At 68.8% G+C, this 19,483-nt stretch carries 21 protein-coding genes, 2 tRNA genes, 1 other RNA gene and 1 pseudogene; 8 read left to right on the top strand and 17 right to left on the bottom strand.

The features are described from left to right. The first annotated feature begins 19 nt into the window (after nt 1-19). Both H6G16_RS04500 and H6G16_RS04495 read left to right on the top strand, forming a co-directional pair. Complete coding sequence (locus tag H6G16_RS04500) at nt 20-1,984, top strand: ComEC/Rec2 family competence protein (protein WP_190389099.1); 1,965 nt, start codon at nt 20-22, stop codon at nt 1,982-1,984. A gap of 35 nt (nt 1,985-2,019) precedes the next feature. Continuing rightward, nucleotides 2,020-2,104, top strand: a tRNA-Ser gene (locus tag H6G16_RS04495). A gap of 165 nt (nt 2,105-2,269) precedes the next feature. Here H6G16_RS04495 and H6G16_RS04490 read toward each other — a convergent pair. Next, nucleotides 2,270-2,536, bottom strand: a complete 267-nt coding sequence (locus H6G16_RS04490) for a hypothetical protein (protein WP_190389098.1) — start codon at nt 2,534-2,536, stop codon at nt 2,270-2,272. Between the two features lie 106 nt (nt 2,537-2,642). Here H6G16_RS04490 and H6G16_RS04485 point away from each other — a divergent pair, with 106 nt between their 5' ends. Then, nucleotides 2,643-2,816: a hypothetical protein gene (locus H6G16_RS04485; RefSeq protein WP_190389097.1), complete on the top strand. Its 174-nt coding sequence runs from the start codon at nt 2,643-2,645 to the stop codon at nt 2,814-2,816. 388 nt (nt 2,817-3,204) lie between these two features. Here H6G16_RS04485 and H6G16_RS04480 read toward each other — a convergent pair whose 3' ends face one another. Together H6G16_RS04480 and H6G16_RS04475 are read right to left on the bottom strand one after the other, a co-directional pair. Next, complete coding sequence (locus H6G16_RS04480; RefSeq protein ID WP_347238790.1) at nt 3,205-3,459, bottom strand: hypothetical protein; 255 nt, start codon at nt 3,457-3,459, stop codon at nt 3,205-3,207. Nucleotides 3,460-3,666: 207 nt separating this feature from the next. Further along, nucleotides 3,667-4,068, bottom strand: coding sequence for a hypothetical protein (locus H6G16_RS04475; RefSeq protein ID WP_190389096.1), 402 nt, complete (start codon nt 4,066-4,068; stop codon nt 3,667-3,669). Between the two features lie 73 nt (nt 4,069-4,141). Here H6G16_RS04475 and H6G16_RS04470 point away from each other — a divergent pair, with 73 nt between their 5' ends. After that, nucleotides 4,142-4,453, top strand: coding sequence for a YciI family protein (locus H6G16_RS04470; protein WP_190389095.1), 312 nt, complete (start codon nt 4,142-4,144; stop codon nt 4,451-4,453). Here H6G16_RS04470 and H6G16_RS04465 read toward each other — a convergent pair. From H6G16_RS04465 to H6G16_RS04440, 6 genes are all read right to left on the bottom strand, one after another. Then, nucleotides 4,444-4,686 (bottom strand): hypothetical protein, encoded by a 243-nt coding sequence (locus tag H6G16_RS04465; RefSeq protein WP_190389094.1) that lies wholly within the window; start codon nt 4,684-4,686, stop codon nt 4,444-4,446. The genes H6G16_RS04470 and H6G16_RS04465 overlap by 10 nt on opposite strands. A gap of 50 nt (nt 4,687-4,736) precedes the next feature. Further along, nucleotides 4,737-5,828 carry a cobalamin biosynthesis protein gene (locus H6G16_RS04460; RefSeq protein ID WP_190389093.1) on the bottom strand — a complete coding sequence of 364 codons (1,092 nt, stop codon included), beginning with the start codon at nt 5,826-5,828 and terminating at the stop codon, nt 4,737-4,739. Between the two features lie 20 nt (nt 5,829-5,848). Continuing rightward, nucleotides 5,849-6,844, bottom strand: coding sequence for a ketol-acid reductoisomerase (gene ilvC / locus H6G16_RS04455; protein ID WP_190389092.1), 996 nt, complete (start codon nt 6,842-6,844; stop codon nt 5,849-5,851). A gap of 61 nt (nt 6,845-6,905) precedes the next feature. After that, nucleotides 6,906-7,508 (bottom strand): ATP-dependent Clp protease proteolytic subunit, encoded by a 603-nt coding sequence (locus H6G16_RS04450; RefSeq protein WP_190389091.1) that lies wholly within the window; start codon nt 7,506-7,508, stop codon nt 6,906-6,908. A 65-nt stretch (nt 7,509-7,573) separates the two neighbouring features. Next, complete coding sequence (locus tag H6G16_RS04445; RefSeq protein WP_190389090.1) at nt 7,574-8,257, bottom strand: ATP-dependent Clp protease proteolytic subunit; 684 nt, start codon at nt 8,255-8,257, stop codon at nt 7,574-7,576. 31 nt (nt 8,258-8,288) lie between these two features. Further along, entirely contained in the window at nt 8,289-9,482 is a 1,194-nt protein-coding gene (locus tag H6G16_RS04440) for a TRAM domain-containing protein (RefSeq protein ID WP_190389089.1), read from the bottom strand. 40 nt (nt 9,483-9,522) lie between these two features. On the opposite strand from H6G16_RS04440, the pseudogene H6G16_RS04435 reads away from it, so the two are divergent. After that, a pseudogene (locus tag H6G16_RS04435) lies at nt 9,523-10,803 on the top strand (coproporphyrinogen-III oxidase family protein); the annotation flags it as partial. Here the strand turns inward: H6G16_RS04435 and panB are convergent. Beyond that, a complete protein-coding gene (panB, locus tag H6G16_RS04430) occupies nt 10,763-11,602 on the bottom strand; it encodes a 3-methyl-2-oxobutanoate hydroxymethyltransferase (RefSeq protein ID WP_190389276.1) in 840 nt (279 codons plus the stop codon). The pseudogene H6G16_RS04435 and the gene panB overlap by 41 nt on opposite strands. Nucleotides 11,603-11,647: 45 nt before the next feature. Here panB and ffs point away from each other — a divergent pair. After that, nucleotides 11,648-11,744, top strand: an RNA gene (gene ffs / locus H6G16_RS04425) — signal recognition particle sRNA small type. Nucleotides 11,745-11,768: 24 nt separating this feature from the next. Here ffs and ftsZ read toward each other — a convergent pair. The 5 genes from ftsZ to miaB all read right to left on the bottom strand — a co-directional run bounded on the left by ftsZ (nt 11,769) and on the right by miaB (nt 16,773). Further along, nucleotides 11,769-12,914, bottom strand: a complete 1,146-nt coding sequence (ftsZ, locus tag H6G16_RS04420) for a cell division protein FtsZ (RefSeq protein WP_242036168.1) — start codon at nt 12,912-12,914, stop codon at nt 11,769-11,771. 121 nt (nt 12,915-13,035) lie between these two features. Then, nucleotides 13,036-13,848 (bottom strand): FtsQ-type POTRA domain-containing protein, encoded by an 813-nt coding sequence (locus tag H6G16_RS04415; RefSeq protein WP_190389088.1) that lies wholly within the window; start codon nt 13,846-13,848, stop codon nt 13,036-13,038. A gap of 10 nt (nt 13,849-13,858) precedes the next feature. Further along, nucleotides 13,859-14,269, bottom strand: a complete 411-nt coding sequence (locus H6G16_RS04410; RefSeq protein ID WP_190389087.1) for a hypothetical protein — start codon at nt 14,267-14,269, stop codon at nt 13,859-13,861. Then, nucleotides 14,266-15,378 (bottom strand): D-alanine--D-alanine ligase family protein, encoded by a 1,113-nt coding sequence (locus H6G16_RS04405; RefSeq protein ID WP_190389086.1) that lies wholly within the window; start codon nt 15,376-15,378, stop codon nt 14,266-14,268. The genes H6G16_RS04410 and H6G16_RS04405 overlap by 4 nt, the downstream gene beginning before the upstream one ends. Before the next feature lie 30 nt (nt 15,379-15,408). Then, nucleotides 15,409-16,773, bottom strand: coding sequence for a tRNA (N6-isopentenyl adenosine(37)-C2)-methylthiotransferase MiaB (gene miaB, locus H6G16_RS04400; RefSeq protein ID WP_242036167.1), 1,365 nt, complete (start codon nt 16,771-16,773; stop codon nt 15,409-15,411). Nucleotides 16,774-16,926: 153 nt separating this feature from the next. Between miaB and H6G16_RS04395 the strand changes: the two genes are divergently transcribed. Both H6G16_RS04395 and H6G16_RS04390 read left to right on the top strand, forming a co-directional pair. Continuing rightward, the gene (locus tag H6G16_RS04395) at nt 16,927-18,027 is read left to right on the top strand and encodes an enolase C-terminal domain-like protein (protein ID WP_190389084.1); all 1,101 of its coding nucleotides are present in this window, start codon (nt 16,927-16,929) and stop codon (nt 18,025-18,027) included. Continuing rightward, nucleotides 18,021-19,088, top strand: coding sequence for a DUF1611 domain-containing protein (locus H6G16_RS04390; protein ID WP_190389083.1), 1,068 nt, complete (start codon nt 18,021-18,023; stop codon nt 19,086-19,088). Before H6G16_RS04395 ends, H6G16_RS04390 begins: the two co-directional genes overlap by 7 nt. A 51-nt stretch (nt 19,089-19,139) precedes the next feature. Here H6G16_RS04390 and H6G16_RS04385 read toward each other — a convergent pair. Both H6G16_RS04385 and H6G16_RS04380 read right to left on the bottom strand, forming a co-directional pair. Continuing rightward, nucleotides 19,140-19,212: transfer RNA gene (locus tag H6G16_RS04385), tRNA-His, on the bottom strand. Nucleotides 19,213-19,261: 49 nt separating this feature from the next. Beyond that, entirely contained in the window at nt 19,262-19,471 is a 210-nt protein-coding gene (locus H6G16_RS04380) for a hypothetical protein (protein WP_190389082.1), read from the bottom strand. Nucleotides 19,472-19,483: the final 12 nt, after the last annotated feature.

Below are 19,483 nucleotides of genomic sequence, written 5' to 3'. Positions count from 1 at the left end.
TGTGGCTCGGCGTGGCCGGATGGCCTGGCTCTGGGCTGGGGTGCTGGCCCTGCTGCTGTTGCGGGTGGTGCTGGTGGCCTTCACCCCGGCAGTGCCCGCCGCCGGCGATCCAGTCTTGCGGTTGCAGGCGGCCAGTTCGCTCCCCCTGGAGGTGGAACTGCGGGGGCGGCTGCTGGCGGATCCGGTGGCCAGCGCGGGCAGCGGGCATTCCTGTCGCGCCCTGATGGAGCTGCCCGTGGGGCGCACCGAACTGCGCTTCCCGGTTTGTCCGCCGCTCCAGGAGGGCTGGCGGTTGCGGGTGTGGGGTCGCCTGCGCCGGCCCCAGGCGTCGCCCCATCCGCTGCTGGCGGCCCCCGCCGCGCGACTGGCCCGCCAGGGGGCCTTCACCCAACTGCAGGTCCAGGAGTTTGAGGTGCTGCAACGGCCGGCCACGCCGGTGGCGGATCTGCGTCGGCGCATGGCCCAGGCCCTGTTGCGGCAGGCCGGCCCCGATCGCGGCGGGGTGCTCGCCGCCCTGGTGCTCGGCAGTGCGGTGGTGCCGGTGCCGGCGGAGCTGCGCGAGGCCTTCCGGGCCTCGGGCCTCTCCCACGCCTTGGCGGCCTCGGGCTTTCACCTGTCGGTGCTGCTGGGGGTGGTGCTGCCCCTTGGCAAGCCCTTGCCGCGATGGGGTCGGTTGGGGCTGGCCGCAGCGGCGATGGCCCTGTTTGTGCTGCTGGCCGGCCCCCAGCCTTCCGTGCTGCGAGCCGTGTTGATGGGGGCGCTGGCGCTGGGGGTGGTGGAGAGCGGCCACCGCAGCCGGCCCTTGGGGATCCTGCTGGCCAGTGGGCTGGCCCTGCTGCTGGTGCGGCCCGACTGGCTCTTGGATGTGGGCTTCCAGCTCAGCGTGGTGGCCACCGCCGCCCTGGTGATCTCAGCGCGGCCGCTGGAGCTGGGTTTGCGCCGTTGGCTGCCCGGCTGGCTGGCGGCGGCCACCGCGGTGCCCCTGGCGGCTTCGCTCTACACCCTGCCGCTGCAGCTGCTGCACTTCGGCGTGGTGCCGCTCTATGCCGTGCCCGCCAACCTGGTGGTGGCGCCCCTGCTCACGCCCCTCACCCTGGGGGCGATGGCCCTGGCCGTGATGGCGGTGCTGCTACCGCCGCTGCTGCCCCTGGCCACGGTGCCCGTCGACTGGCTCTGCGGTGGGCTGGTGTTGGTGGTGAAGGCCTTTGCGGCCCTGCCCATGGCCCAGTGGCAATTGGGGCGGCCGGCGCCCTGGCTGGTGCTGTTGCTCAGCCTGGCTGTGGGCGGCCTGGCGGTGCCGGCTCTGGCCCGCCGCTGGAGGGTGCTGGGCCTGGGGCTGCTGGCCCTGGCGGCGGCCCTCCATCTCAGCCTGCTGGGCGCCGACCAGCTGCTGCTGGTGCACCAGGGACGGCTGGATCTGCTGGTGGCCCGGCATCGGGGTCGGGCGGCCCTGGTGAGCGGCGCTGCCGATGGCTTCAGCTGCAGCCAGGCGGGCCAGCTGGCCCGGGGGCTGGGGGTGCAGCGCTTCGACTGGGCCCTGCTGCTTGATCCCGTGGCGCCGGAGCAGCCGGCCTGCTGGCAGGCCCAGGCTGGGTTGGTGCTGGCCAGTGCGGATGGCAGCCTGCCCCTTCACCCCGGCCAGCGCCTGGCCAGCCGCGGTCTTAGTGCTGCCCCCGTGGCGATCGAGAGCCGGGCCATGCAGCTGCAGCTGGGCCCGTGGCGTTGGCTGCTGCTGCCCGATCGCCAGGCGCTCTGGGCCTGGCAGCGGCAAGCAGGAGGGCAGGAGCCTCGAGCTCCGCAGCCTCGAGCTAGGCAGCGGTTGGATGGGGTGTGGCTGGGGTTCCAGCCATCGGGGCGGGAGCGCACCCAGCTGCGCGGCCTGGGCGCCGAACGGGTGTGGCTGAGCGGTGCCAGCCCACCGGGGTGGCCGTCGTCCTGGGCGGCCAGCGGCCCCAGTGGATCCCTGCAGGCGGTGCGGGGCTGATCGATCCTTAAAGTGCCATCGGGCCTGCGGCCCATGGAGAGGTGGCTGAGTGGTCGAAAGCGAACGACTCGAAATCGTTTGAAGGGCAACCTTCCGTGGGTTCGAATCCCACCCTCTCCGTTTTGAGAAGGTCCTGCGAAGACCGTCCGAGTCCCGCTCCTTTGCTTGGGTTGGACTTTGGCGATGCGAGTCGCCTCAGGGCGTCCGCTGCTGCGAATTGAGGTCCAGCTCGACTCTGGGTCTATGAAGGGTGTACCGCGGTCAGCTGCGTCGTTGGCTTCGTTGTTATCGGCGTTCATGGATCGGTTCCCACTCTGCTTTGATGCCGATATCTGGCACTCCTGATTCCTTGTTGGTTTTTTCCATCCACGTTGTTTTGGTCATCCTGTGACCCTTGAGCACCTTTCGCAGTCCTGGGGGTGCATCGGCTGCGGCGCACAAGGCCCCGCCCTTGAGGCAGGCACTCTCTTCTGCGCCACGCTTCTGTTTCCCGCAGGATCCAAGCAGCACAATCAGTGCAAGGGGTAGGGCCAGCACCACGATCGCCTTCATCGTGTCGTTGGACTCAGGGGTTTCGGGAGAGGTCTTGACCGGGCCAAGGATCGCGTGCTCCGCTTGGGCGCGTGAACGCCATCCCCCGAGCCCTCACCCTGACCCTATGTCCCTGATCCCTCGCTGGCGTTACATGACCGATGAGGCAAAGGCGCTCACGCGTCGCTCCGCTGTGTCGGCTTTGGTTGTGCTCTTGGTGCTGGTGGTTTTCAGGGCCCTGTTGCCCTGGGTGCTGCTGGCTGTGGTTGGCTGGTGGGTCTGGAAAGCCGTCAGCAAGTAAGCCCTGCAACCCAACCCTAGGGCTGTCGATACCAAAGTTTTACTGTCTTTCCGCACCACACAAGGCGATGCCATTTACTCTCAAAACCCACGACGCTTGGGGAACGGTCAAAGTCGGGCAGTTCCAGTCATTGGAGGAAGCAAGAAGCGCATTTTCTTCCCTCTGCCAAGATCCTTGGTACACCAGCGATGGAACGGTTAAGGGTATCGAATTGGTTGAGGATGGAGACCAGGCGCAGGATATTCGAGTCGAGTGGTTTGCCTTCAAATGATCCTGGTAGTCGCCCGTTAAATCCACCCATTTCTATAGTCCAAGAAGCGCTATTCAATGACGTATTGGATTGGCTGCTTTTGAAAACACTGCTTTGATCAACCGTGTGCTGGTTTAATCAGTAGTTGTCGCCGTACTTGACATCGGTACTTGCATTCATCAGCTCCACGGTGGTTTGGTAGCCCTGGGCCACGGTGATTTCATGTTGAATGCCGATGTCCCGGAGGGCGTCGACGTCAAATTTTGGAGCGGTGATCCAGCTGAATCCCTTGCCGAAGGTGTTGTCGGGATTCACGATGTACCAATGGCAGGCCGTATCGGGAACGGCCACCGAACACTTGGTCCAGTCGTTGTCCCACTGCGGAACTTGCACGAAGGATAGAGCTGCAAAAAGAAAGCTAAAAATATGAATCACTCGAGGACTCCCAATTTCTTCATGATGATAGCTTATTTTTGATGGCCTTGGGCTTGCGCCCTGAGGATGGGCGCCATGCTGAGTACCGCAGCCCATGGTTAGCCCCGGCTTGGTAGCAGCTCCATTCAGAACGTCTCAAGCGAGAACATCTCAATCGAGAACGTCTCAATCGAGAAACACGTACGTGATGTGCAGGCTGTCGCTCACGTACTCGTGCCGATAGCCGCCTTCGTAGGCGGTGCCCCGGTAGTAGGCGGGCAGGGCCTTGGCTTGGCCCGGTGGCGTGAAGATCTTGGCGTCGCAGGTTCGCACCGGTCCGTTCTGCTTGCAGCGGGTTTCATTGCGCAGCACCTCCACCACGGTGTGGTCGGCAAACACGATCCGGGCCAACTCCTGGTGGGGTGGGGTGGCGCCAGCCACCTGGGTGATGGCGCAGAAGTCCTTTTTGCCGTTGCGCCAGCAGTTTGGGGAGTATTGGGCCTGGGCCGCTGGGCCGTGAAGCAGCAGCTCCAGGGCCGCCAGGGTGAACACGGCAGCGAGGCAACCAGGGTTCGGTGGTCGGTTCATCGCGCGTGGAGCTGGTGCTGGCCTGGACGGTACCTTCAGCGGGTGAGCGATGCCAATGGGCTGGAGAGGGTGCGTGCCCTGGTTTGTGAAGCTGGAAGCTGGTGTGGTGGCCAAGCCGCAGTTTGATGCGGTGATCCCAGCCCATCTCGCCTGGCTGGCGGAGTTGGAGCGGTGCGGCCATGAACCCCGCAGCGGCTATTGGGCTGATCGGGTGGGCCGCAGTGGTGATGGGGCCGGCGGCATGTTGCTGTTCCGCGCGGGCGATTGGGCTGAAGCCGAAGCCCTGGTTCGCACCGATCCGCTGATCCTCCAGGGATGCGTGACCTGGACCCTGCACGAATGGGCCGTGGTCTTCCCGCGCACCGCGGCTGCGGATCAGCTGTGAAACAGCAGCACCAGCCCCGAGTTGAGCTGGTGGAATTCCCGTTCTTCGCGGCTCAGGTCGAGCCCCACCTGCAGCCCTTCCTTGAGGGCATCCTCAAAGGGCGGTGAGCTGGGGGCCGAGCCGGCCTGCCACAACGCCGCGATGCCCACCGGCGTGGCATGCCAGCGGAAGCAAGGCGTCAAGCCGATCTCCGGCTCCAGCAAGGCTTCTTCGAGCAGCTCGCGAATCGGCATGGGTGCAGGGGGCGTGCCCGCAGCTTCGGCAGGCCACCCCGGCGGGGCAATCAGCTGAGAGTTTTCGTGATGAAGGAGCCCAACATGGCCGCCGGCAGGGCGGTGGCGGCGAGCCAGAGCCATTCCAGCCTGCGGTTGAGCTGGAGCATCTGCTGCACGGCTGGCCGATCGGCAGGGGGACAGCCTGCTGCGAGCAGCGGTTTGTCGCGCACCTGGGTGCCGTAGCGGTTGCTGCCCCCCAGCTGGACGCTGCAGGCATGGGCATAGGCGGCCTGGGACACCCCCGCATTGGGGGAGGGATCGGCGGCCCCATCCCGCAGGGCTGCGCTGAGGAGTGGGAGGCAGCGCCACCCTTTCCCGGCGGCCAGCGGCAGGCTGAGGGCCACCAGGCGGCAGGGCAGCCACACCAGCAGGTCGTCGAGGCGGGCACCGGCGGTGCCGAGCCAGCGCAGGCGCCCCTGGCGGTAGCCCAGCATCGAGTCGAGGGTGCTGGCGGCCTTGAAGCCCCACGCCAGGGCCAGGGGGCCGGGCAGGGCGGGGTTCAGGCTCCAGAGCCCGGCCCCCACCAGCATCCAGAACAGCGGCGCAAACAGGCCATCCACCGCGTTTTCGCTGGCGGTTTCAGCGGCCGCCCGCAGAATTTCCGGCACCTCAAGATCGGTGGTGTCCCGACCCACGATCCAGGCCAGGGCCTGGCGGGCGGCGATCAGGCTCTCGGAATCCTGGAGAGGGTGGGGTGCCTCAGGATTCTGTACGGGTTGTACAGAGTCTTGACGGCTGGCTGGAGGTTTGGCCGGCGGCAAGGCTCGCAGCACCTGTTGCACAGCCTGCTCGAGGCTGCGGCCCGCTAGGGCGCTGGCCAGGGCGAACGTCAAGGCGGCGAGGCCCCAGCCTGCGGCCACCGCGCCGCGCCGCGCCAGCTCCTGCACCAGCTGCTCGAGGCCCCAGCCCGCCAGGCCACTGCCGCCCACCAGGAGCAGGGTGATCAGGGCGCCGGCCAGCCGCAGCTTCCCGGGGGCATCACCCGCCCAGGCTTCGGCGAGCCGGCGCAGGCCCGTGATCCACCAGCCCATCACCACCACCGGGTGGAGGCACCAACGGGGGTCCCCCACCAGCCGATCGAGGCCGCAGGCGGCCAGCACCAGCAGCCAGGGCCAGGGGCTCAGGCTGCCTTGAGCCAGCTGAACATCGAGCGCAGGCCCTTGCCCACCTGCTCGATCGGGTGCTGGGCATCCCGCTCGCGGATCTTGGCCATCTCGGGCTTGCCGGCGTCACACTCGGCCACGAAGTTGCGGGCGAAGGTGCCGTCCTGGATGTCGGCGAGGATGCGCTTCATCTCGGCCTTGGTTTCGGCGGTGATCAGGCGCGGGCCGCTCACGTAGTCGCCGTACTCGGCGGTGTTGGAGATGGAATCGCGCATGGCGGTGAGGCCGCCCTTCACCATCAGATCCACGATCAGCTTCACTTCGTGCAGGCACTCGAAGTAGGCCAGCTCGGGCTGATAGCCGGCTTCCACCAGGGTTTCGAAGCCCGCCTTCACCAGCTCGGAGAGGCCGCCACACAGCACGGCCTGCTCGCCGAACAGGTCGGTTTCGGTTTCTTCTTTGAAGTTGGTTTCGAGGATGCCGGCCCGGGTGCCGCCGATGCCCTTGGCGTAGGCCATGGCCAGGCCGCGGGCGTTGCCGCTGGCGTCCTGGTGGATGGCGAACAGGGCGGGCACGCCCATGCCGTTCTGGTATTCCCAGCGCACGGTGTGACCGGGGCCCTTCGGGGCGATCATCACCACATCCACATCGGCGGGGGGCTTGATCAGCTCGAAGCGGATGTTGAAGCCGTGGGCAAAGCTCAGCACCTTGCCGGCGCTCAGATGGGGCGCAATCTCCTTGTCGTAGACGGCTTTCTGGAATTCATCGGGCAACAGCACCATGATCCAGTCGGCCTTGGCGCAGGCGTCGGCGACGCTCAACACCTCCAGGCCGTCCGCCTTGGCCTTCTCGGCCGAGCGGCTGCCTTCGTAGAGACCCACCACCACGTTGACGCCACTGTCCTTGAGGTTGAGGGCGTGGGCATGGCCCTGGCTGCCGTAGCCGATGATGGCCACCGTCTTGCCGTTCAGCAGCGAGAGATCGGCGTCGGAGTCGTAGTAGAGCTTGGCCATCGAGGCGTCAGGGCTGGGCAGGGCAAGATGCGAGCTTACGCAAGCGCCCTTCAGGAGCCGCTCAGGCCTCGCTGGGGTGGGCGATCACCCGGTCGATCAGGCCGTACTCCTTGGCCTCGGCGGCACTGAGGAAGTAGTCGCGGTCGGTGTCCTTCTCGATCTTCGCGAAGGTCTGGCCGGTCATGTCCGCCATCGAGTGGTTGAGCATGTCCTTGATGCGCAGGATCTCCTTGGCCTCGATCTCGATGTCACTGGCCTGGCGCTGGCTGGTGCCGCCCAGGGGCTGGTGGATCATGATCCGGCTGTGGGGCAGGGCCAGCCGTTTGCCCTTGGTGCCGGCCCCCAGCAGGAAGGCCCCCATCGAGGCGGCCAGGCCCACGCAGATGGTCACCACGTCACTTTTGACGTACTGCATCGTGTCGTAGATGGCCAGGCCGGCGGTCACCGAACCCCCTGGGGAGTTGATGTACAGGTAGATGGGTTTGGAGTTGTCCTCGGAATCCAAATAGAGCATCTGGGCCACCAGCGCATTGGCCACCGCATCGTTCACCTCCGAGCCGAGGAACAGGATCCGTTCCACGCCGAGCCGGGTGTAGATGTCAACCCAGCGCTCGTACTGGCTGCCGGGAAGGCGGTAGGGAACGCTGGGGGTGCCGATGGGCATGGGTTTGGTTGGGGTGGTCGGTGGAACGCGGGATGGCTGGCGTAGGGCGGGGGCCTGGCGGGGGCTCAGCCGAGGCCGGCCGCGGAGGGGGGCGGGGCGGGCAGGTCTTTCTGACTGGTGAGCACCCGATCGATCAGGCCGTACTCCTTGGCTTCCTCGGCGGTGAAGTAGGTCATCCGGTCGGAATCGCGGGAGAGCTGTTCCACGGTTTTGCCGGTGTTGACCGACAGCATCTCCATCAGGGTGCGCTTGTTGTGCAGCACCTCCTGGGCCCGGATCTGGATGTCGGTGGCCTGGCCGCGCGCCCCGCTGCGGGGCTGGTGCAGCACGATCGAGGCGTGGGGCAGGGCTGCTCGGTGGCCCTTGGTGCCGGCGCTGAGGATCATGGCCGCGGTGCCCATCGCCTGGCCGATGCAGATGGTGTGCACGGGCGGCTTCACGTAGCTGATCGTGTCGGCGATGGCGAAGGCTTCGGTCTCGAAGCCCACCGCATCGCCGGAGTACCAGCTGGTGCCCGTGGAATTGATGTAGAAGAAAATCGGCTTATCCGGGTTGTCAAACTCCAGATAGAGCAGCTGGGCAATGATCAGCTCGGTCACGTCGATGCCCATCTGGCGCTTGGCGTCGTCGTCGCTGAACAGGGGCAGGCCCAAGTAGACGATCCGCTCCTTCAGCAGCAGGCTCGGCAGATCGGGGGGCGGCGTGCGCATGACCGCGGAATCGCCGTAGTAGGGGGCTGACACCGACATCCGCGGTTGATGGGAAGCACGTTTGCGGAGCCTAGCGGGGGCCGCCGGCCTGCGGATTCGCTGGGCCCGGATTGGTGGGGCTGGCTTTGGTGCGGTTCCGCTCGCTGCGGCTCTTGCGCTTGGCGGCCTCGGCGCCCTCGCCGGCCCCGTTCTCCGTGGCCGGGCCCTCGCTGCGGGCGAACACGATCCGGCCGGTGGGGTTCTGCAGCGCTCCGGTGACCACCACCGGCAGGCGCTCGCCGATGCGGCCCCGCGCCCCTTCCACCACCACCATCGTGCCGTCGTCGAGGTAGCCCACGCCCTGGTCGGCCTCCTTGCCGTCACGGGCGATCTTGAGCAGCAGTTCGTCGCCCGGCTGCACCTCGGGCCGCAGGGCGATCACCAGCTCGCTGAGGTTGAGCACCTGCAGGGCTTTCACCTCGGCCACCTTGGCCAGGTTGTAGTCGGCGGTGAGCAGGGTGCCGCCGGTGTCGGCGGTGAGCAGCAGCAGCTTGTCGTCGACGCCGTTGCCCTCGTAGCGGGTGCTGTTCACCACCAGCCGGCGGCCGTACTGCTCGCGCAGTTCGCTGAGCAGCTTCAGGCCGCGGCGCCCCCGCCCGCGCTTCTCCGCATTGGCCGAGTCGGCCAGGGCCTGGAGCTCATCGATCACGCTCTGGGCCACGATCACCTGGCCCTCCAGCAGCCCCGAGTCCAGCAGGCCGCGGATGCGGCCATCGATGATCACGCTGGTGTCGAGGATCTTGGCGCTGGCCGGCATCAGCACCCCATCGGCCACCAACAGGGCTTCCGTGCTGCTGGGGTTGAACAGGCGCAGCAGGGTGCGGCCGTGCACCTCCGCCAGGTTGTAGCCCGACACCCCGAAAAACACATTGCTGAGCACGGCCGCCAGCGGTTTGACGAACACCACCTCCCAGGGCAGGGGCAGCAGCAGGATCGGGGCGAGCAGCAGGTTGGCCACCAGCAGGCCCAGGATCAGGCCCACGGCCCGGCTCACCAGCAGGTCGGTGGGCATGGAGCGCACCTGGGCCATCAGGCGCTTGCGCAGCTGGCCAAAGAAGAAGCCCGCCAGCAGGCCGAAGAAGGCGCCGAAGCCCCCCAGCACCGTGCGCAGTCCTTCCGGGTTGTCCACCTGCAGCAGCAGGGGCTCGGGCAACAGGTCGACCCCGAGCCAACCGGCTGCCGCCCCGGAGATCAGAAACAGGATCAGGATGAGGGAGTCCACCATTCCCGTCGTGTGTGGCTGCCCATCCGTTCAGGCTCGCAGCATGCCTGATTTCGCCGCCGTTGGCCTGAAGGGGTTTCCGCACTTCACGATGTGTGTACCGCCCCGCAGCGCCTATCTCCACATTCCCTTCTGCCATCGGCGCTGCTTCTACTGCGATTTCCCGGTGGTGCCCCTGGGGGACCGGGCCGGCGGGGAGCCGGGAGAGCCCGGTTCCGCCTCAATCGCGGCCTACCTCGCCCTGCTGGAGCAGGAGATCGCCGCCTCCCCGCCCGGCCCACCCCTGGCCACGGTGTATTTCGGGGGCGGCACCCCTTCCCTGCTGACGCCGGATCAGGTGGCGGCCCTGCTGCAGGCCCTGTGCCAGCGTTTTGGCCTGGCTCCGGGCGCCGAGATCAGCCTGGAATTGGATCCGGCCAGCTTCGATCAGGACCGTCTGGCCGGCTATCTGGGGGCCGGGGTGACCCGGGTGAGCCTGGGGGGCCAGAGCTTTGATGACGCCGTGCTGGCGAGTCTGGGGCGCCGTCACCGCGGCGCGGACCTCCTCGAGGCCGCTGGCTGGCTGGGCGAGGCCCGGCAGCGGGGCCAGCTGGCCAGCTGGAGTCTCGATCTGATCCAGGGGCTGCCTGGGCCGGCGGCCTCGGCGTCATCCGAGGCGGAACAGGCCCTGGCGTCCTGGCGCCAGCAGCTGGGCCAGGCGATCGCCCTGGCGCCACCCCATCTCTCCGTCTACGACCTCACGCTCGAGCCCGGCACGGTGTTTGCCCGCCGCCACGAGCGCGGTCAGCTGGCGTTGCCCGATGCCGATCTGGGCGCCGACCTGATGGAGCTCACCTGGGCCGAGCTCAGCGCCGCCGGCTACGGCCACTACGAGATTTCGAACTACGCCCTGCCCGGCCACGCCTCCCGCCACAACCGCGTTTACTGGAGCGGCGCCGGCTGGTGGGGCTTCGGCATGGGGGCCACCTCCGCCCCCTGGGGAGAGCGCCTCGCCCGGCCCCGCACCCGCGACGGCTACGTCCGCTGGCTGGAGGAGCTGCCGCCGGATCCCCAGCCGGAGCACCGGGGGACGGGCATGCCCCTCGATGAGCGGTTGCTGGTGGGTCTGCGCCGCCGCGAGGGGGTGCACCTGCCCCGGCTGTTGGCGCAGGCGGGCTGGGATGGGGCGTCGCAGCAGCGCTGCCTGGAGGAGCTGCGCCGGCGGCTGGAGCCCTGGTGCCGCGAGGGGCTGCTGCGGATCGAGGGACCCCGCTGGCGGCTGAGCGATCCCGCCGGGCTGGCCCTCAGCAATGGGGTGCTGCGGGAGCTGTTGGCCTGGTGGCAGGAGCAGCCCCAGGGTTCTGGCTGGGATGGCGCTGGCCCGCGATCCAGCGGCGCAACGCCTCCACCCCCAGGCTCCGGCCCGGCAGTAGCGGCGGGCTGAAGGGGGGCTGGCGGCTGGTGAGGCCCAGCAGGTCGGCGGTGACGCGCACCTGGCCGTCGCAGCCCTCACCCGCCCCGATGCCGATCACCGGCAGGGTCAGCTCCCGTTGCAGGGCGGCGCCCAGGGCCTCGGGCACGTGCTCCAGCACCAGGGCGAAGCAGCCGGCCGCCTGCAGGGCCAGGGCCTGGCGCCGCAGCTGCTCCTGGCTGGCTTCGTCGTTGCCCTGGCGGCGGTAGCCCAGCCGGTGCACCGATTGGGGGGTCAGGCCGATGTGGCCCATCACCGGGATGCCGCTACGCACCAGCCGGTCGATCACGGCCAGGGTTTCGGGCTCGGCGCCTTCGAGCTTCACAGCAGCGGCGGGGGTTTCCTTCAGCACCCGGCCGGCGGCGGCCACGGCGTCGTCGGCGCTGCACTGGTAGCTGAGGAAGGGCAGATCGCAGATCAGCAGCGGTTCCTGGCCGGGCGAGCAGCTGCTGGCCAGGCCCCGGGCGGTGGCGCGGGTGTGGTGCAGCATCTCCTCGAGGGTCACCGGCAGGGTGGTGGCATGGCCCAGCACCGTCATCGCCAGGGAATCGCCCACCAGCACCGCATCGGCTCCGGCCTCGGCCACCAGGGCTCCGGACAGGGCATCCCAGGCCGTGAGCACGGTGATGGGCAGTCCGGCCTGTTTGCGGCTCGCCAGGTCAGCGGGGCGCAGGGGCACTGGCGTCGGGGCGGGGGATGCCATTGCTAGCATCCAATCGACTCGGACCCATGCGGCTCCGACGCCCAAATCTGGTCAGGACCGGAAGGGAGCAGCCACACGGGATGCTCAGGGCAGGCGTGGACTCCGGGTCACCACCTTCAACCCATCCGGCCAGGCTTCAGTCGCCGGACTGGCTCTGACGGTTGAGCAGGAACGGGGGGATTTTGGCGCCGCGCTCTTCCTGGGGGCTGTTGAACAGGGTCGTGCCGGCGAAGCTCACCGTGGTGCGCTCGCTCCGGTAGGGGGCACCGCTCTCGAAGCCGGTGGCAATCACCGTCACGTGGATTTCGCCTTCCAGGCGCTCATCCACCACGGCACCCACAATGATGTTGGCGTCGGGATCCACCACCTCGTAGATCACTTCTGACGCGGTGGTCATGTCCTCGAGGGTCATGTCCTTGCCGCCGCTGATGTTGATCACGCAGCCCTTGGCCCCGTCGATGCGGGCCGACTCCAGCAGCGGGCTGCTCATCGCCGCCTGGGCCGCTTCGCTCGCCCGGGAGCGACCGGACCCCACGCCAATCCCCAGAAGGGCCGTGCCGGCATCCGCCATCACCGAGCGCACGTCGGCGAAGTCCACGTTGACCAAACCCGGCTTGGTGATGATGTCACTGATGCCCTTGACGCCCATGCGCAGCACGTCGTCGGCGGCGCGGAAGGCTTCCTGCAAGGGCGCGCCGGCGATCGCATCCCGCAACCGGTCGTTGGGGATGACGATCAGGGTGTCGACACTTTCTGCCAGGCGGGCAATCCCCTCCTCGGCTTGGCGCAGCCGCTTGCGGCCTTCGAAGCCGAAGGGCTTGGTGACGATGCCCACGGTGAGGGCGCCCACTTCCTTGGCCACCTCGGCCAGGATCGGGGCGGCACCGGTGCCCGTGCCACCGCCCATGCCCGCCGCGATGAACACCAGGTCGGCGCCCTGGAGCGATTCCTGCAGTTCGGCCCGGGATTCCTCGGCGGCCTTTTGGCCGATTACGGGGTTGCCCCCGGCGCCGAGGCCGCGGGTGAGTTTCTGGCCGAGCTGGATGCGTTTCTGGGAGGCCGACTGCAGCAGGGCCTGGGCATCCGTGTTGAGCACCCGATAGCCCACCCCCTGGAGGTCGGAGGCGATCATCCGGTTCACCGCATTGCTGCCGCCACCGCCCACGCCAATCACTTCGATCCGGGCCGACTGGCTCGGAACAATGCCGCCCGAGCCAGCGCTGCCCGAGGGCTGCAGACCGTTGGACTGGGGGGTGCCGGATTGGGAGGAGCTCTGGGTCATAGCGGCATCGGGGGAAGCTGGGCTGTGAATCTGCGGCTGCATTATGTCGGCGATTGGAGCCCCTGGATTCCGGCAGTGTCCCACCTTTGCGGGATTCCTGCTGTGGCCCTTGCCGGATTGCTCACCGAGCCGCGACGGGGGGAGCTGCCGGGGTGGGGAGGCCCAGTTCCGGCTGTTCGGGATCACTGAGGTCGATCGACTGGAGTCGGCGACCCTTCACCCGGGCCGGGAGTTCCTGCTGCAGGTGGCTGAGCACCTCGAGTCGCCGGGCCAGTTGGCCATCCGCCGGACCAAGGCGCACCTGGCCTAGCCGGGTGCTCTGCAGCCAGAGGCTGCCGCCCGGTTCAAAGCGGATCTGGCTCAGGTCCGTGCCCAGCCGCTCGCGCTGCTCCAGCACCAGGGCCAGGGCTGGACGGTAGTGGGGTTGCCAGCCCACCACCGTCAGGTTGCTGCTGGCTTTGGCGGCTACGCCCTGACCCTGGCGGCTGCTCATCCAGTGGCCCAGCCGGTCGACGTAGCCCGTTTCGATGCCCTGGGGGGTGCGCCGCTGGGCCCGGGCCACCGCCTGGCGGTCGATCAGTTCCACCCGGAGCCGTGGCGGCGCCATCAGCCGACTGACCTGCACCTGCTCCACCGGCAGGGCCCCGGCGATGGCCTCGGCGATCCGCCGGGGCTGGAGGCCCAGCAGCGGCTGGGGAAAGGTGATCTGGGCGGCCTGCACCACCTGCTCCGGTCCCACCTGCTGGCTGCCCACCACCTCCACCTGGTCGGGGCCCGTCAGCACCCAGCCCTGGCGCAACAGGCCATAGCCCAGGCCGCAGGACAGGCTCAGCAGCACCACCAGGCGCCAGAGATTGCGCAACCGTTCCCGCCGCCGCTGTTGCCGCAGCACACGTCGGCGTTCCGAGCCGGGCGGGGCGGGGGGTGAACTCACCACGGCAGGCTCACAGCTCGCAGCGGGAGCGGGACATCAGTTCGTCGATCCAGCGCCGGGCCCGCTCCGCATCGGCGAAGGGCAGATCCTTCTGGTCGCCCCCTCCCACGAGCCGCAACCGGCAGGCCCCCTGGCTCTCCTCCGTGAGCGGCGCTTCGCCGGAACGCAGGGACAGCAGCTCCACGAGCTCGAGCTGCTTTATCACGAAGGAGCCCTCCTCCTGGAGCTGGCCGGCCTCGAAGGTGCACCAGGTGAGCACCCCATCCACCAGCCGGGCCGCTCCGCAACTGTCGAGTTTGGCCAGTTCCGAGCCTTCGGCCCATTCGCGGAAGAGGCGTTGACGCCGCCGCTCAAGCCAGCCCAGGGCGGTGAGCAGCACGAATACCAGAAGCAGTGGAAGCCACAGCAGCCCGTGACTCATGCCGAAGGGCCTCCCAGGAGTGATGCCTGGTGCCATTCTCGGGCCCCTTCCAGCAATTCGCGCACCAAGATCGGCAGGGGCACACCGGAGGCGGCCCACAGCATGGGGTACATGCTCTGACTGGTGAACCCCGGCAGGGTGTTGATCTCATTGAGCCAGAGCTCGCCGTTGGGGTGGCCTGGGCTGGCCTCGCTGTAGAAGAAATCCACCCGGGAGAGCCCCATGGCGGCCACCGCTTCACAGGCCTGGATCGCCATGGCCCGGGCCCGCTCGGCAATCGCTTCGGGCACCACGGCCGGAATCACCGTGTGGCTTTTGCCCTCGCTGTATTTGGTGTCGTAGTCGTACCAGTCGGCGTCGAAGCAGATTTCCCCCAATACGGAGGCCTGCAGGGGTTGGTGGCCGCCACCGCGCACGGCGCACTCCAGCTCCCGGGCCGTCACCCCCTGTTCGATCACCAGCCGCGGATCCAGGGCGGCGGCGGTCTGCAGACCCGCCAGCAGGCTGGCCCGGTCGGTGGCTTTGCTGATCCCCACCGAGGAGCCCAGGTTGGCCGGTTTCACGAAGCAGGGATAGCCCAGCTGGGCCTCCAGCCGATCAAGCAGGGCATCCGGATCCTGGGCCACCTGGCTGGCGCTGGCGCAGGCGTAGGGCACCTGGGGCAACCCCGCGGCGGCGAAGGCGGCCTTCATGGCCTGCTTGTCCATGCCCACGGCCGAGCCCAGCACGCCCGAGCCCACAAAGGGCACCTGCATCAGGGTGAACAGCCCCTGGATCGTGCCGTCTTCCCCGTTGGGACCGTGCAGCACCGGCAGCCAGATCGCCACCTCGAGAGCTCCGGCCGGGAAGCCGCGGAAGCCCGGTTCGGGCAGGGGCTGGGGCAGTTGCTCAGGCCGCACCGGGGTGCCCTGCTCCAGCACGGCTTCGGCCACGTCCGAGCCCCACCAGCGCCCTTCGGGATCGATGTAGAAGCAGCGCAGGTCGTAGCGGCCGGCGTTGTCGGCATGGCGCACGGCGGCGGCCACGGTGGCTGCCGAGCGGATCGAGACGGCGTGCTCACCGGAGGCCCCCCCGAAGATCAGGCCAACGGGAAGGGGGGAGCGGGTCATGCCGGCCGGAAGGGCCCCGGGGGCCAAAGCTCAGGTCAGTTTGCCGCTGAGGGAGAAGGCGCGCACCCCTTCGATTTGCACCGTCACCAGCTCCCCGGGCTCGATGGCGCGTCCATCGGCGCGTGCGCCGGGGAAAAAGGTGAGCCGGTTGGTGCGGGTGCGGCCCATCACCTGCTGGGGATCCTTGGGATTGGTGCCCTCCACCAGGATCTCCTCGATCCGGCCGGCGTAGCGGGCACTGCGTTGCCGGGCCTGCTGCTCCACCAGGGCGTTGATCTCCTGCAGGCGCTCCACCTTCACCGCTTCGCTGAGTTGGTCGGGCCAGTCGGCGGCCGGGGTGTTGGGCCGCGGCGAGTAGGCGGCGGTGTTCACCGCATCGAAGCCGATCTCCTCAATCAGGGCGAGGGTGCGGCGGAATTGCGCCTCGGTTTCGCCCGGGAAAGCCACGATCACATCGGCGCTGATCGCGGCATCGGGCATGCGCTCCCGGATGCGCCCAACAATGCGGCGGTAGCGCTCCACCGTGTAGCCCCGCGCCATCGCCTTGAGCACGGTGTCGTCGCCGCTCTGGAAGGGGATGTGGAAGTGTTCGCACACCTTGGGCAGGTCGGCGCAGGCGTCGATCAGCCGCTCGGTGAAGTAGCGGGGATGGCTGGTGGCGAAGCGGATCCGCTCGATTCCCTCCACCTCGTGCACGTGATGGAGCAGGTCGGTGAGGGTGTGGGCGCGGCGGCCTTCGGGGGTGATGCCGGGCAGGTCGCGGCCGTAGGCATCGATGTTCTGGCCCAGCAGGGTGATCTCCTTGAACCCCTGGGCGGCCAGGCCCTCCATCTCCAGCTTGATGGCGTCGGGCAGTCGCGACTGCTCCTGGCCCCGCACCGACGGCACCACGCAGTAGGTGCAGCGCTCGTTGCAGCCGTAGATCACGTTCACCCAACCGCACACCTGGCTGTCGCGCCGGGCGGTGGTGATGTCTTCGAGGATGTGGTGCTCTTCGGTGGCCACCACCTGCTGGCCCTGCTCCACCTGGGCCAACAGCACATCGAGCCGGTTGGCGTGCTGGGGGCCCATCACCAGATCCAGCTCTGGCACCCGCCGCAGCAGGGATTCCCCCTCCTGCTGGGCCACGCAGCCCGCCACCACCAGGGTGAGGTTGGGGTTGGTGCGTTTGCGCTGGGCCTGGCGCCCCAGGTAGCTGTACACCTTCTGCTCCGCGTTGTCGCGGATCGTGCAGGTGTTGTAGAGCACCAGATCGGCGCTGTGTTCGTCGTCGCCGGCCCGGTAACCCATCGATTCCAGGATCCCGGCCATCCGCTCGGAATCCGCCTTGTTCATCTGGCAACCAAAGGTGGTGATCCAGTAGCTGCCGCGTGGGCTGAGGATGGGGGCCGTCATGCCATCAGTTTCGGCCATCGGGGTCACCCATCGGCTTCTGCGGCTGGCCTGGCCCGGCGGTGATCGGTAAGGGCCCCGGCCGGTGTCGGAAGTCTGTACATCCTGTACGGAAGGCTGGACGCGTGTCAGCGTGAGGGCAGCGCCCCAGCCCTGATGCAGCTTCGCCTGCAACGCTTTCAGCTCACCAAGGCCGTGCCCCTGGCCATCAGCCGCGGCACGACGGCGGCGGTGGAGCACCTGCTGGTGAGTCTGGAGCACGACGGGCTCACGGGCATCGGCGAGACCGGCGGCTTCGACACCGGCCACCGCCAGTACACCACCGATGCCGTTGCGGCGGAGCTGGAGGCGGTGGCCCCCCAGCTGGAGGCCCTGGCACCCCAGCCCCTTCAGGCCCTGGAGCCCCTGCTGGCGGCCCTCAGCCCGCCGGCCCGCTGTGGCCTCGATCTGGCCCTGCACGACTGGTGGGGCAAGCGGTTGAACCAGCCGCTGCACCGGCTCTGGGGGCTGGATCCGGGGGCCTGTGTCGCCACCAGCGTGACCCTTGGCTTAGGCCCCCCCGAGGCTGTCCTGGCGCGGCTCGAGCGCTGGTGGCTGCAGCTGCCTGCCACCCGGATCAAGCTCAAGTTGGGGAGCCCCGAGGGGGTGGCCCACGACCTGGCCCTGCTGGCCGCCGTGGCCGCGGCCCTGGAGCAGCGGCGCCAGAGCACCGGAGGGGCCTGTGAGCTGCAGGTGGATGCCAATGGCGGCTGGGATCTGGGCACGGCCCGGGCCATGCTGGATCCCCTGGAGCGCGCTGGGGTGGTGCTGCTGGAGCAGCCCCTGGCGCCGCTGCTGGATGAGCAGCTCGATACGGCCGGCTTTGAGGCCCTGGAGCTCGACTGTCCGATGCCGTTGGTGGCCGACGAGAGCTGCTGGAACCTGGCCGATCTGGTGCGGCTCGCCCCCTACGTGGATGGCATCAACATCAAACTGCTCAAAAGCGGTGGCCTTGCCGAGGCTTGGCTGATGGCCCAGGTGGCCCGGCGGTTGGGGTTGGGGGTGATGGTGGGGTGCTACTCCGATGGCGCCCTGCTCAACGGTGCCGCTGCCCAGCTGCTGCCCCTGGTGACCTGGCCCGATCTCGACAGCCACCTCAACCTGGTGGACGACCCCTTCACCGGGCTGAACCTGGCGGGGGATGGGCTGGTGCCGCCCCCTGGCCCCGGCCTGGGGATTGCTCATGACGCCGGCCTGGGAGGCGATCGAGCGTGTTGAGCGCGTCCGCTCCGATCGTGCTGCTGCAGCACGGCGGTCTCGACGACCTGTCCGGCAAGACCGGCCTGGCCATGCTGCGCTACCGCTCCGGGCCGATCGTGGCGGTGATCGATCCGGCCTTCGCTGGCGCCGATCTGAAGGCCACCACCGGCATCGATCGCGCCGTTCCGGTGGTGGCCGACATGGCGGCGGCCCTGGCCTACGGCCCCGCGGTGGCCGTGGTGGGGCTGGCCCCCTCCGGCGGCCGGTTGCCGCAGGGGATGCGGGCCGATGTGCGGGCCGCGCTGCAGGCGGGGCTGAGCCTGGCCAGTGGCCTGCACGGCCGGCTGGCTGACGACCCGGAGTTTGCCGCCATTCCGCTTCGGCCCGGCCAGTGGATCTGGGACCTGCGCCGGGAGCCCGAGGGGCTGGAGGTGGCCACCGCCCGGGCGGCCGCCCTGCCCTGCCGGCGGCTGCTGGCGGTGGGCTCCGACATGGCCGTGGGCAAGATGAGCGCCTGCCTCGAGCTGCAGGCCGAGGCCCGCCGTCGGGGCCTGGATGCCCGTTTTGTGGGCACGGGCCAGGCGGGGATCCTGATCGCCGGCAGCGGGGTGGCCCTCGATGCGGTGCGGGTGGATTACGCCGCCGGCGCGGTGGAGGCGGCGGTGCTGGCGGCCGCGGCTGGGGCTGGGCCGCAGACGCTCGTGCTGGTGGAGGGCCAGGGATCCCTCTGCCATCCGGGCTCCACCGCCACCCTGCCCTTGCTGCGCGGCAGCCAACCCACCGATTTGCTGTTGGTGCATCGGGCCGGCCAGACCCATGTGCGCACCCGGCCGGGGGCGGCTCCGGTGCCGATCGCCCCCCTGCCGGAGCTGATTGGGGCGCTGGAGTCCCTGGCCGCCCTGGCCCGCCCCGATGGCCTGCGGCCGCGGGTGCGGGCCGTGGCACTCAACACCGCCCGGCTCTCCAGCGCGGCAGCCAGTGCCGCCCTGGTGTCCACGGCCGCGGAGACCGGCCTGCCCTGTGCCGACCCGGTGCGGCAGGGGGCCGCTCCCCTGCTGGATGCCCTGGTGGCCGTTTGAAGTCAGAAAAAAACCACCTCGACGCGGGGACGAGGTGGCTGGGTCAACAAGGGCGAGCGAGGGGACTCGAACCCCCGAATAGCGGCGCCACAAGCCGCTGCCTTAACCACTTGGCGACGCCCGCCGTGATCAGCGTCAATGTACCAAGCCACCTGGAGTCCCAGAACCTGACGTCAGTGGGGCTTCAGCCAGAGGATCGGGATCGCCACCAGGCAGAGGATCCCAGCCACCGTGGGCAGCTGGGGCAGGACCGCAGTCAGCTCGGGGCCCAGCTGGCCCAGCGAAGTTGTGAGCTGACTGCGCACCAGGTCGGCTGAACTGGGATCGAGCAGAAAGGCCGCGATGGCTGCGAGGAGGGCCGTGACGACGAGTTTTTGTTCCATCTCCGCCATCCT

Source organism: Cyanobium sp. FACHB-13342 (genome assembly GCF_014697415.1).
GTDB lineage: Bacteria > Cyanobacteriota > Cyanobacteriia > PCC-6307 > Cyanobiaceae > Cyanobium_A.
This window is presented reverse-complemented; position numbering and strand designations above follow the sequence as displayed.